General features: G+C 73.1%; 9 protein-coding genes. 3 read left to right on the plus strand and 6 right to left on the minus strand.

The window, feature by feature from the left end; translation table 11 throughout:
- Positions 1-53: 53 nt before the first annotated feature.
- The 5 genes from sucD to OG322_RS13405 all read right to left on the minus strand — a co-directional run bounded on the left by sucD (position 54) and on the right by OG322_RS13405 (position 7,141).
- The gene (gene sucD, locus OG322_RS13385) at positions 54-938 is read right to left on the minus strand and encodes a succinate--CoA ligase subunit alpha (protein ID WP_123461155.1); all 885 of its coding nucleotides are present in this window, start codon (positions 936-938) and stop codon (positions 54-56) included.
- A gap of 21 nt (positions 939-959) precedes the next feature.
- Positions 960-2,141 carry an ADP-forming succinate--CoA ligase subunit beta gene (sucC, locus tag OG322_RS13390; RefSeq protein WP_123461154.1) on the minus strand — a complete coding sequence of 394 codons (1,182 nt, stop codon included), beginning with the start codon at positions 2,139-2,141 and terminating at the stop codon, positions 960-962.
- Between the two features lie 262 nt (positions 2,142-2,403).
- Positions 2,404-3,648, minus strand: coding sequence for a vWA domain-containing protein (locus tag OG322_RS13395; RefSeq protein WP_443066543.1), 1,245 nt, complete (start codon positions 3,646-3,648; stop codon positions 2,404-2,406).
- Positions 3,645-6,032: a DUF5682 family protein gene (locus OG322_RS13400; RefSeq protein WP_123461153.1), complete on the minus strand. Its 2,388-nt coding sequence runs from the start codon at positions 6,030-6,032 to the stop codon at positions 3,645-3,647. The genes OG322_RS13395 and OG322_RS13400 overlap by 4 nt, the downstream gene beginning before the upstream one ends.
- Positions 6,029-7,141: an ATP-binding protein gene (locus tag OG322_RS13405; protein WP_123461152.1), complete on the minus strand. Its 1,113-nt coding sequence runs from the start codon at positions 7,139-7,141 to the stop codon at positions 6,029-6,031. The genes OG322_RS13400 and OG322_RS13405 overlap by 4 nt, the downstream gene beginning before the upstream one ends.
- A gap of 117 nt (positions 7,142-7,258) precedes the next feature.
- Here OG322_RS13405 and OG322_RS13410 point away from each other — a divergent pair, with 117 nt between their 5' ends.
- Both OG322_RS13410 and OG322_RS13415 read left to right on the plus strand, forming a co-directional pair.
- Positions 7,259-8,701 carry an SWIM zinc finger family protein gene (locus OG322_RS13410; RefSeq protein WP_329306455.1) on the plus strand — a complete coding sequence of 481 codons (1,443 nt, stop codon included), beginning with the start codon at positions 7,259-7,261 and terminating at the stop codon, positions 8,699-8,701.
- 17 nt (positions 8,702-8,718) lie between these two features.
- The gene (locus tag OG322_RS13415) at positions 8,719-10,437 is read left to right on the plus strand and encodes a DUF5691 domain-containing protein (protein ID WP_123461150.1); all 1,719 of its coding nucleotides are present in this window, start codon (positions 8,719-8,721) and stop codon (positions 10,435-10,437) included.
- A gap of 98 nt (positions 10,438-10,535) precedes the next feature.
- On the opposite strand, the gene OG322_RS13420 is transcribed toward OG322_RS13415, so the two are convergent.
- Entirely contained in the window at positions 10,536-10,949 is a 414-nt protein-coding gene (locus tag OG322_RS13420; RefSeq protein ID WP_123461149.1) for a cobalamin B12-binding domain-containing protein, read from the minus strand.
- A 405-nt stretch (positions 10,950-11,354) separates the two neighbouring features.
- On the opposite strand from OG322_RS13420, the gene OG322_RS13425 reads away from it, so the two are divergent.
- Positions 11,355-12,272, plus strand: coding sequence for an esterase/lipase family protein (locus tag OG322_RS13425; protein WP_329306456.1), 918 nt, complete (start codon positions 11,355-11,357; stop codon positions 12,270-12,272).
- The last annotated feature ends 268 nt before the right edge of the window (positions 12,273-12,540 follow it).

A 12,540-nucleotide genomic window follows, 5' to 3' on the forward strand; every position in this document is an offset into this window, starting at 1 on the left:
GTCCTTGCGTACGGTGACGCGATCCTGCGGTGGTGCTCCGACGCGCTGAGGCGTCAGGCGCCGAGGATCTCGCGCGCCAGCTTGGCGGTCTCGGTCGGCGTCTTGCCGACCTTGACGCCGGCGGCCTCAAGGGCCTCCTTCTTCGCCTGCGCGGTGCCGGAGGAACCGGAGACGATGGCGCCGGCGTGGCCCATGGTCTTGCCCTCGGGGGCGGTGAAGCCCGCGACGTAACCGACGACCGGCTTGGTGACGCTCGATGCGATGAAGTCCGCCGCACGCTCCTCGGCGTCGCCGCCGATCTCGCCGATCATGACGATGAGGTCGGTCTCGGGGTCGGCCTCGAACGCCGCGAGGGCGTCGATGTGCGTCGTGCCGATGACCGGGTCGCCACCGATGCCGACGGCCGACGAGAAGCCGATGTCACGGAGCTCGTACATCATCTGGTAGGTCAGCGTGCCCGACTTCGACACGAGACCGATACGGCCGGGCTTGGTGATGTCGCCCGGGATGATGCCGGCGTTGGACTGACCGGGGGTGATCAGGCCGGGGCAGTTCGGGCCGATGATCCGGGTCTTGTTGCCCTTCGCGCCGGCGTACGCCCAGAAGGCGGCCGAGTCGTGAACGGCGATGCCCTCGGTGATCACGACGGCGAGGGGGATCTCGGCGTCGATCGCCTCGACGACGGCGGCCTTCGAGAAGGCCGGCGGCACGAAGAGGACGGACACGTTCGCGCCGGTCTTCTCCATCGCTTCCTTGACGGAACCGAAGACCGGGATCTCGCTGCCGTCGAAGTCGACGGAGGTGCCGGCCTTGCGCGGGTTCACGCCGCCGACGATGTTGGTGCCGTCGGCGAGCATGAGCTTGGTGTGCTTCATGCCCGTCGCGCCGGTCATCCCCTGGACGATGACCTTGCTGTCCTTGGTGAGGAAGATAGCCATGGTGGTCTGAGTCCCTCTTCCTTACTTCGCAGCCGCGGCGAGCTCGGCGGCCTTGTCGGCCGCGCCGTCCATGGTGTCCACGCGCTGAACGAGCGGGTGGTTGGCGTCGGAGAGGATCTTGCGACCCAGCTCCGCGTTGTTGCCGTCGAGGCGCACGACGAGCGGCTTGGTGACCGCTTCGCCCTTGGTCTTGAGCAGCTCAAGCGCCTGGACGATGCCGTTGGCGACCTCGTCGCAGGCGGTGATGCCGCCGAAGACGTTGACGAAGACGGACTTGACGTCCGGGTCGCCGAGGATGATCTCAAGGCCGTTCGCCATGACCTCTGCGGAGGCGCCGCCACCGATGTCGAGGAAGTTGGCGGGCTTCACGTTGCCGTGGTTCTCACCGGCGTACGCGACGACGTCCAGGGTCGACATGACCAGACCGGCACCGTTACCGATGATGCCGACCTCGCCGTCGAGCTTGACGTAGTTGAGGTTCTTGGCCTTGGCGGCAGCCTCGAGCGGGTTGGCCGCGGCCTTGTCCTCGAGCGCCTCGTGGCCGGGCTGGCGGAAGTCGGCGTTCTCGTCGAGAGACACCTTTCCGTCCAGGGCCAGGATTCGCCCGTCCTTGGTCTTCACCAGCGGGTTGACCTCGACGAGGAGGGCGTCCTCGGCGACGAAGGTGTCCCACAGGGTCACCATGGCCTCGGCGACACCCTCGGCCACGTCGGCCGGGAACTTCGCCTGGGCCACGATCTCGCGGGCCTTGACGATGTCCACGCCGTCCACGGCGTTGACCGGGACCTTCGCGAGGGCCTCGGGGGTCTTCTCCGCGACCTCCTCGATGTCCATGCCACCCTGCACCGAGGCCATGGCCAGGAAGGTGCGGTTGGTGCGGTCCAGGAGGTACGAGACGTAGTACTCCGCCTCGATCTCCGGGGACAGCTCGGCGATCATCACCTTGTGGACCGTGTGGCCCTTGATGTCCATGCCGAGAATGTCGGTCGCCCGGGCGACCGCCTCGTCGGGGGTGGCGGCCAGCTTGACGCCACCGGCCTTGCCGCGGCCGCCGACCTTCACCTGCGCCTTGACGACGGACTTGCCGCCCAGCCGCTCGGTCGCCTCGCGGGCTGCCTCAGGCGTGTCGATGACTTCACCGGCCAGCACCGGTACACCGTGCTTGGCGAAGAGGTCCCTCGCCTGGTACTCGAACAGGTCCACGCGCGTCCGTCCCTTATCAAATGGTCTCGCGGTTGGTTTTCTGCGTGGGCGTGCCGCGAGGGGCAACGTGACTGCGACTGTCACCAGGAAGGCGCACACGGTGACCGAATACGCGGCATGTCCATCTCGCAGGTTATCCCCGCGCCCCGCAGGACCCTAAATCGCAGATCGCACCTGGGCGGTGATTACGGTCACAGGCCGCCCTGGTAGCCGGGTCGCAGTGGACAAAACGGCGCGGGCACACCGGTCGGGCGACCGCCCGTCATCCATGGGCCTCCTTGTCCGGCAGGGGCAGCGGCCGCTTCTCGATCGCCGCCGCCATCACTTCCGGAAAGAGGTCCGGCGTACAGGCGAAGGCCGGAGCGCCCAGCGCGGCGAGTGCGCTCGCGTGGTCGCGGTCGTAGGCGGGTGCGCCCTCGTCGGAGAGGGCGAGCAGGGTCACGAACTGCACTCCGGACGCCTTCATCGCGGCGACCCGCTTCAGCATCTCGTTGCGGATGCCGCCCTCGTACAGGTCGCTGATGAGCACGACGACGGTGTCCGCGGGGCGGGTGATCCTGGACTGGCAGTAGGCGAGCGCCCGGTTGATGTCGGTGCCGCCGCCGAGCTGGGTGCCGAAGAGCACGTCCACCGGGTCGTCGAGCTGGTCGGTGAGGTCGACGACGGCCGTGTCGAAGACGACGAGCCTGGTCCGCAGGGCGCGCATGGAGGCGAGCACGGCGCCGAAGACCGAGGCGTACACCACGGAGGCCGCCATCGAGCCGGACTGGTCGATGCAGAGGATGACGTCCTTCTTCACGGACTGTGCCGCGCGGCCGTAGCCGATGAGCCGCTCGGGCACGATCGTGCCGGCCCCGTCCTCCCCGGGGAGGGTCAGGTAGTTCTTGAGGTTGGCCCGGATGGTCCGGTTCCAGTCGATGTCGTGGTGACGCGGCCGGCTGACCTTCGCCGAGCGGTCCAGCGCACCCGTGAGCGCCGCCCGGGTGCGGGTGGTGAGCCGGCTCTCCAGCTTCTCGACGACCTTGCGCACGACGGCTCTCGCGGTCTCCTTCGTCGTCTCGGGCATCACCTTGTTGAGCGAGAGCAGGGTGCCGACGAGATGGACGTCCGCCTCGACGGCCTCCAGCATCTCCGGTTCGAGCAGGAGCGCGGAGAGGCCGAGGCGGTCGATGGCGTCGCGCTGCATGACCTGGACGACGGAGCTGGGGAAGTACGTACGGATGTCCCCGAGCCAGCGGGCCACGGAGGGCGCGGAGGCGCCCAGTCCTGCCGAGCGGCCGCTGCCGCCCCGTCCGCCGGGCTGTCTCCCGCCCTCGTACAGCGCGGTCAGTGCGCCGTCCATCGCGGCGTCGCGTCCGGTGAGGGTGCAGCCCGTGCTCTGCGAGCTGTCCGCGCCGAGCACCATGCGCCAGCGCCGCAGCCGTTCACCGTCGTCCGCGCCCTGCACGCGAGCGGTCTCGTCCGTCCCGGCCGGCTTGTCCGCCCCGGCCGTCCTGGTCGTCGTCATCCCGTTGCCCCCAGCGGTTGCTCGGTGTGGTCGTGTCCCTCCGCGGCCCCGTCCCCATCCGCGTCCAGGCCCAGCAGCAGGCGCAGCACCGGCAGCACCGCGTCCGCCCGCGGTCCGTCGAGTACGGGGCCGAATCCGGGAGCCGTCGCCCCGCCGCCAGGGACCGTGCCCGCCCCCGCGGCCGCTCCCCCGGCAGCGGGGCCGCGCCGGACGAGCTCGCCCAGCGTGCGCCGGACACCTGATTCGTACGCCGAGAAGGTGCGGCGCAGCAGCGGCAGCACGTCGGTGAAGGTGTCCGGGGAGACCCCGCACAGCCAGGAGTCGACCAGGGCGAGCAGCCGCTCGTCATGGACCAGGAGCATGCCGCCACCGGCCGCCCCGCCGACGAAGCCCTCGATCCACGCGGCGGCGTCGGCGGGCGGTGTGCCGGGCGAGAGGGCCAGGCCCATCAGCCGGGCCGCGTCGTCCTGTCCGAGGTGCCCGTCGTCGAGCAGCAACCGGGCGGCCCGGCCCCGGATCACGCCTGCGACCGTGTCGCGGGCGGCGAGCTTGCGCAGCACCGCCCTCCAGCGTTCGCGCAGCCCGTCCGCGTTCGCCGGTACGGCGCCGGCGAGCAGCCCGATCGCCGTGTGGACGCCGTCCACCTGGCGGCGCAGCGCGGCGGCCCCGTCGTCGTCGAGTCCGGTGCAGGCGGGTGGCAGTCCGACGCAGATCCGCTCCGCCAGCCCGGCCGCGACCTCCCCGAGCGCCGCGGTGTCCGTGGACCGGACGTCCCCGTAGCGCAGCGTCCGGGCCAGGGACGGCAGGGCGTCGGCGAGGTGGCCGACGTCCGTGTCGAGGGCGGCACGGTCGGCGAGCACGCGCATCACGACGGGCAGCGCCTCGGGCAGTTCGGCCAGCAGGCACTGTTCGGCGAGCGCGGTGACCTCGGCGAGGGCGGTGGCCGCCACGGCGTCCGACTCGGCGCGGGCGGTCGCGGCGGAGAGCACGGTGGTGCCCCATACGCCCGCCTCCGCGACGCGTACGTACAACTCGGGCTCCCAGCGCAGCCGCCAGCTCTCCCGGAAGGTGCCGGTGCTCCCCCGGCCCTCGGTGGGTTCGCCCCAGCCGACGCCGAGGATCCGCAGCCGGTGCAGCAGCCGGCTGCGGGCCGCGTCGGTGTCCTTGCGGAGGTCGAGCTCCATGTCCCGTTCGGACGCCTCCGGTTTGAGCCGCAGGGTGCGCTGCAGGCGGGTGAGGTCGCGCTGGAGCGGCACGGCGGGGGCGGTGTCCGGTACCTCGCCGAGTGTCCCGCCGACGATCAGCCGGTCCCGGACGAGGGCGAGCGGTACGTCGGAGCCCTCGCACATCACGGCGCGGACGGCGTCGGTCGCCTCGCTCAGTCCGGCGAGCGGCCGGCCCCGCACGGCGGCGAGGGTCGCGGCGAGCCGGACGGCCTCGATGACATGGGCGGACGACACGAACCGGTCCTCGTCGCGCAGGAGTCCGGCGACCTTGGTCATCCACCGTTCGACCGGGCGGTCCGGGGATGCGAAGAGGTGTGCGTACCAGCCGGGTGAATCGATCCCGGCCCCGTATCCGCTGTGCCGGGCGAGCCGGTGGTGGGTCCAGGGCACCCAGGTCAGCTCGGCCTTGACCTTGGGCAGTCCCTTGAGGAGGGCCCGGTCGGCGGCGAGCGTCGTCCTCGCTTCGAGCGCGGGTACGTGCCAGGCACCGCAGACCACGGCGAAGTCGTCGCCGAACTCCTTGCGCGCCGTGCGCAACTGGATCCGCATGTACGCCTCGCGGACCGCGTCCCTGGGGTGGCCGCCGTCCCCGTACACCTCGCGCAGCGCGGTCATCGCCTCGCCGAGCGCGGCGAAGGCCGCCGACGGGTCGCCGGGGCCGCCGTCGTGGGCGCGGTGCTCGACGACGTCCTCCCACCAGCGCTCGGGGTCGTCGTAGCCCGCGGTCTCGGCCAGTACCCCGATGGGGTCGACCGGGACGGGCGGGGAGCCCGCTTCCCCGGCCTGTTCCGCCGGGCCCCGGCGCTCGTCCTCCTCCGTCATGGCCAGCGAGTGGGCGGCCGGCAGGTCGATGAAGCGGACCGGGACGCCGTGCGCGAGGGCCCAGCGGATCGCGACCCATTCGGGCGAGAACTCGGCGAGCGGCCAGAACGCCGCCCGTCCGGGATCATCCACCGCATGGGCGAGCAGTGCGACGGGCGGCCGCATCTGCTCGTCGGCGGCGAGCGGCAGCAGCGCGTCGCCCTCGGGCGGGCCCTCGATGAGCACCGCCCGCGGACGGGCGGCCTCCAGTGCGGCGCCGACGGCGCGGGCCGAGCCGGGGCCGTGGTGCCGCACCCCCAGCAGCAGCGGCCCGCCGGGGCGCGGGGCGCCGGTCACAGGGAGGCCTCACGGCAGGCGCGGTAGAAGTCCTTCCAGCCGTCCCGCTCGCGCACCACCGTCTCCAGGTACTCCTGCCAGACCACCCGGTCGGCGGCCGGGTCCCGGACGACCGCGCCGAGGATGCCGGCCGCGACGTCCCCGGCACGCAGCACCCCGTCGCCGAAGTGGGCGGCGAGGGCGAGGCCGTTGGTGACGACGGAGATGGCCTCGGCCGTGGACAGCGTCCCCGAGGGCGACTTGATCCTGGTGCGGCCGTCGGTGGTGACCCCGTCGCGCAGCTCGCGGAAGACGGTGACCACGCGGCGGATCTCCGCGAGGCCGTCGGGCGCGGGAGGCAGGTCGAGGGAGCGGCCGACCTGGTCGACGCGCCGCGAGACGATGTCGACCTCGGCCTCGGGGGTGGCCGGCAGCGGCAGGACCACCGTGTTGAACCGGCGGCGCAGGGCACTGGACAGCTCGTTGACCCCGCGGTCGCGGTCGTTGGCCGTGGCGATGACGTTGAAGCCGCGGACGGCCTGGACCTCCTGGCCCAGTTCGGGCAGCGGCAGGGTCTTCTCGGACAGGATGGTGATCAGGGAGTCCTGCACATCGGCGGGGATGCGGGTGAGCTCCTCGATCCGCGCGGTCATGCCCTCGGACATGGCGCGCATCAGCGGGCTGGGCACCAGCGCGTCGCGGCTGGGGCCGTGCGCGAGCAGCTCCGCGTAGTTCCACCCGTAGCGGACCGCTTCCTCGGGTGTGCCCGCCGTGCCCTGGACGAGGAGGGTCGAGTCGCCGCTGACGGCGGCCGCGAGATGCTCGGACACCCAGGTCTTGGCGGTGCCGGGCACACCGAGCAGCAGCAGCGCCCGGTCGGTGGCGAGCGTGGTGACGGCGACCTCCACGAGGCGGCGCGGGCCCACGTACTTGGGTGTGATCACGGTGCCGTCGGACAGGGTGCCGCCCAGCAGGTACGTGGCGACGGCCCAGGGCGACAGCCGCCAACGGGCGGGCCGCGGGCGGTCGTCGGCGGCCGCGAGTGCCTTCAGCTCATCGGCGAAGGCGTCCTCGGCGTGCGGGCGCAGCGCCTCGGCGCCCACGGCTGCGGTGGTTTCGGACACGGTCATGGATCCCCCTCCAGATCGGTCGGCCCGATGTGGTTCCCACCGTGCACCATGGCACTGACAATCGGCTTTCCCGCAGGTCAAAGGCGGTTGTCAGTGGTGCGTCCTACCGTCGTGTCCATGCTGCTGACTGACGGGGGAGAACCCTTGCGCACCGCCGCTCCGGCGGCGCGCTGGACGGTGGAGCAGGTCCTGGCCCTGGCTCCTGACGAAGCTTCACGCAAGGCGGGGAACAAGCTCGGTTCGGCCGGGCCGTGGTCGGACACCGGGTGGGACGGCCCGGGTGCGGTGTGGGGGCTGTGCAGGGGGAGCGGGAGCAAGCCGTACCGCACGGTGATCGATACCACCGGCCCCGCGTACAGGTGCAGTTGCCCCAGCCGGAAGTTCCCCTGCAAGCACGCGCTGGGCCTGTTGCTGCTCCGGGCGTCCGACGAGGGGGCCCTGCCCGCGGCCGATCCGCCCGACTGGGCCGGTGAGTGGCTGGCGGGCCGCCGCCGCCGCGCGGAGGCCGCGGAGGTGAAGGAGCGGCCGGAGGGGGGCGAGGGCGCCGCGGCCGGACCTGCCGATCCGGCGGCCGCCCGGCGGCGGGCCGAGCGCCGGGCCGGGCGGATCGGCGGCGGCGTGCGGGAGCTGGAACAGCGCCTGACCGACCTGGTGCGCGGCGGTCTGGCCGCGGCCGAGCAGTCGGGATACGGGCTGTGGGAGGAGACGGCGGCCCGCATGGTCGACGCCCAGGCGCCCGGTCTGGCGGGACGGGTAAGGGAGTTGGGCGCGATCCCGGGTTCCGGACCGGGCTGGCCGGTGCGGCTGCTGGAGGAGTGTGCGCTGCTGCATCTGCTGGACACGGGCTGGCTGGGCATCGACCGGCTGCCGCCCCCACTGGCGGCCACGGTCCGTACCCGGGTCGGGCTGCCGGCCCCCGCCGAGGGTCCGCCGGTCCGTGATCACTGGCTGGTCCTCGCCCAGTACGACACCCCCGAGGGCAAGATCGTCGCCCGTCGTATCTGGCTGTACGGGAGGGAGTCGGGCCGGACCGCGCTGCTGCTGTCCTTCGGGGCCGCCGGCCGCTCCCCCGGACAGGCCCTGCCGGTGGGCGTCACGCTGGATGCCGAGCTCACGCCCCATCGGGGATCGGGACAGCTGAGGGCCGAACTCGGGACGCGGTTCGGGACGCCGGCGCCGGCCGGGACGCCGCCGCCGGGCGTCACGGTCGCCGGGGCGGTCGCCGCGTACGGGCGGGCCCTGGGCGACGACCCCTGGCTGGACTCCTGGCCGGTGACGCTGCGCGACGTCATACCCGTGCCGTCCGAGGACGGCTGGCAACTGGCGGACGCGGAAGGGGATTCGGCCCTGCCGATCGCCCCGGCCGCGCTCTCCCGGCCCGCGCTGTGGAAGCTCGTCGCGCTCTCCGGCGGCGGTCCGCTCACCGTCTTCGGCGAATGCGGCCACCGCGGTTTCGACCCGCTCGCGGCCTGGCCGCCCGTGCGCGAGGGCGGCGACGACGCGCCGGAGGCCGCCGCGCACACCCTGCCGGTCAACGCCGAGACCGTGCCGCTCATCTGACTCCTGGAGGAGGAGCGATGCCCCGTACCGCCACACCCACCACATCCATCACCCCCGCCCCCACGGTCTCCGCAACCGACGACCCCACCGGCCCGCTCACCGCGACGCCGTGGGAGGAGCTCGTCACCTCGGCGCTGCTCGGCACGGACCGCCGCCCTCCCGCGGCGGCATCCGGCACCGGCCCGCACAGCCGGCCGGGCGGGGTAACGGGCTACGCGGGCCCGGACGGGGCGGCGGCCGCGCTGCTGAATGCCGCCGCCCTGCACACCGTGCGGCGCCGGGCGGGTCTGCTGCCCGCTCCCGCCGCGCCCCGGCCCGCTCCCGCGCCCGCCGACCCGCGGCCGCCCCTTCCGGGGGCTGCCCGGAGCCGGCTGGAGCGGCTGCTCGCGGACCGGGCGGCACCGAGCGGTTCGGGCGGCAGACGCGGCACGGCTCCCGATCTGACGGAACTGATTCCGCAGTGGCTGGCCACCGCCAATCTGCACGGCTACCGGGCACCGGACGCGGCGCTGCCCGCCGTGCTGGACGCGGCCCGGGCCCGGACCGATCTGCGGCCGCAGGCCCTGGCGTTCGCCGGACCGCGCGGCCTCTGGCTGGCCGGGCTGAACCCCGAGTGGAAGTTCGCGCTGCGCGGCTCGTCCGGCACCTCACTGCTGCCGGACGTGACCGACCCGGAAGCCGTCCACCGGCTCTGGGAGGAAGGCCTGTTCGCCGAACGGGTCGCGCTGCTCTCGGCGGTACGGGCGCACGAGGCGGGCGCCGCTCTCGCCCTGCTCGCCACCACCTGGGCCACCGAGCGGGCCGAGGACCGGCTGATGTTCATCGACTCCCTGCGTACCGGGCTCTCCGGCGCCGATGAGGCCTTCCTGGAGCAGGCCCTCGCCGACCGCAGCCGCAATGTCCGCGCGACGGCCGCCGAACTGCTTTCCGCACTTCCCGAATCGGCGCTCGCCCGCCGGATGGCGGACCGGGCCCTGTCCTGCGTGAGCCCCGGCCTCACCGGCAGCGGGCCGTCCGTGGCCGTGGAGGCCCCGCACGAATGCGATGCGGCGATGCAGCGCGACGGTGTGGTGGCGCTCCCGCCGTCCGGGCGGGGCGAGCGGTCCTGGTGGCTCGGCCAGCTGGTGGAGTCGTCCCCGCTCGCGATCTGGCCGACGCGGTTCGGCGGCCGCGAGGCGCGGGAGATCGTCGCGCTCCCCGTGGCCGACGGCTGGAGCGAGGAACTCCACGCGGCCTGGTGCCGGGCCGCCGTCCGGCAGCGGGACCCGAAATGGGCGCGGGCGCTGCTCGGCGCCCCCGCGACACCCCCGTCGAACGGCCCCGGTACGGCATCGCTCGCCGAGCGGTCGAAGCTCCTGATCGTGCTGCCCTCAGCCGAACGGGCCGGCTGGGTGGCCGGGTTCATCGCCGCGCACGGCCTGTCGGAGGCGTTCCAGCTGCTGGGGGTCTGCCCGACCCCCTGGGCGGAGCCGCTCGGCCGCTCCGTCGTCGACGCCCTCGACATCGCCCGGGACGCCGGCAGCTATCCGTGGAGCTTCAGCGGGGTGATGGGCCTCGCCGAACGCTGCCTGAATCCGGCCGAGGCCGACCGCCTGGAGGTCCTCACCACGACCCCCGACGAGCCGGCGGACGCCTCCCCCGGCGCGAACGGCTACTGGTCGGAGGCGTTCCAGCGCCTGGTCTCCACCCTGCGGCTGCGCGCGGCGATGGACGCGGAGCTGGCACCGGACCGGTGAGACGGACACGGGCCGGATCGGACGACGGCCGGGACCGGGCCTCGGGCCGGGTCAGCCGCCGCAGCGGCACCCGGAGCGGGACCGGCCCGCCCGTGGGATCAGGCCTCCGCCGGCTGGCGGACGTTCGCGTTGACCCAGGCGACGATCTCGACCGTCGTCGCGCCCGGGGTGAAGATCTCCGCGACTCCCTGCTCCTTGAGCGGTGCGATGTCCGCCTCCGGAATGATGCCGCCGCCGAAGACCTTGATGTCCTCCGCGTCGCGCTCCTTCAGCAGGGCGATCACCTTCGCGAAGAGCGTGTTGTGCGCACCGGAGAGGATCGAGAGGCCGATCGCGTCGGCGTCCTCCTGGATCGCGGTGTCCACGATCTGCTCGGGCGTCTGGTGAAGCCCGGTGTAGATGACTTCCATACCGGCGTCGCGCAGGGCCCGCGCGATCACCTTGGCCCCGCGGTCATGGCCGTCGAGGCCCGGCTTGGCCACCACCACTCGGATCGGACCGGTCACACCCATCACTGCCTCCACATGCGTCTCCCGTCCCTGAAGAGCCGGGGATGTGAACGAACGTTATCCACAGCATCCCGCAAGCCGCTGTTTCGCGGTGGGCGGGGAGGGGGAAATCACACGTGGGACATGTTCACCGGGCGCCGTTTCCCGCAGCACGCGGCACACCTGCCGTGCGGGACCGACCGCCGGGGGAGCCGCACGAGGTCGTCGTACCACCGCGCCGTCAGCCGCACGGCACGGTGGTACGGCTCATCGACCGCCCACCGGACGGTCACCGAAGGTGATCCGGAAGGCACGGCGGGCGGCGGGTCCCGGACGGTGAGCTGCCGCCCGGACCTCCGACACGGCGCCCCATGAGGGCATACGGGGCAGGAGCCGCCTCTCCCCGGGTGCCGGAGCAGGAGGTCGACCATGAAGGCCCCGCCCTTTCTTCCTCTACTGCCGCGTCGGCCCTGCCCGCGGGAGGCCTGGCTGTCGTCCGCACTGCTGAGAGCGACCGCGCTGGAACTCGTGGTGCTCGCCGGACACGCACTGCTGTATCCCACCGGCATCACCGGCGAGCGGAGCGCCCCGCCGCGCCCGGCGGCCGATCCGGCCCCCGCACCCTCCGGGACCACCGCCCTGCCCAGGGGAAACGCCAGGAACACCGAGCACACCGGACACACCGGGCACACCAGGCACACCGGACAGACCGACCGGCCGCCCGTCGTGCTCCTGCACGGCTTCATCGACAACCGCTCCGTCTTCGTCCTGCTGCGCCGCTCCCTCGCCCGGCACGGCTGGCGCCATCTGGAGTCGCTCAACTACTCCCCGCTGACCTGCGACATCCGCACCGCCGCCGAGCTGCTCGGCCGCCACATCGAGGAGATCTGCGCCCGCACCGGACACCGCGAGGTCGACATCGTCGGACACAGCCTGGGCGGCCTGATAGCGCGCTACTACGTACAGCGACTGGGCGGTGACCGACGGGTCCGCACCCTGGTCACTCTCGGCACACCGCACGCCGGCACCGCTGTCGCCCCGATGGCCAGCGCTCACCCGATCGTGCGCCAGATGCGCAGCGGATCGGCCCCGATCGAGGAGCTGCGGCTGCCCGCGCCCGGCTGCCGCACCCGGTTCGTCAGCTTCTGGAGCGAGCTGGACCAGGTGATCGTCCCCGCCGAGGCGGCCTGCATCGACCACCCGGACCTCGATGTGACGAACGTACGCGTCAGCGGGATCGGCCATCTCGCGCTGCCCGTGCACCCGGCCGTGGCTGCCGGGGTCCGCCAGGCGCTCGACGCGCAGGAGCCGGCAAGGGGGTCCGCCGGCGCCGCGTCCGTGGCCTGATCCCGCCGGATTCCGGGAGTCGTGCCCCGTCCGGCCGGCCCGGTCAACGGCCTTTCGTGCCCGGCCCTGCCCACAAATAGAACGAATTTCGAACATAGAGCCAAGGCTGTGTGAGCGGTCCGTCGAAAGACGGCCGATTGCCCGTTTCCTGTGCGCCCGCGGGCCGTGGACGATTGTCGGCGTCGCATACCGCCGGGTACAGTCGCGGCCACTGCTTTCCCCCCGGAGTCCCCCACGGGCCCCGGACACAGGTACTGCTGTCGAGGCG

This window comes from Streptomyces sp. NBC_01260 (genome assembly GCF_036226405.1).
GTDB classification, from domain to species: Bacteria; Actinomycetota; Actinomycetes; order Streptomycetales; family Streptomycetaceae; genus Streptomyces; species Streptomyces laculatispora.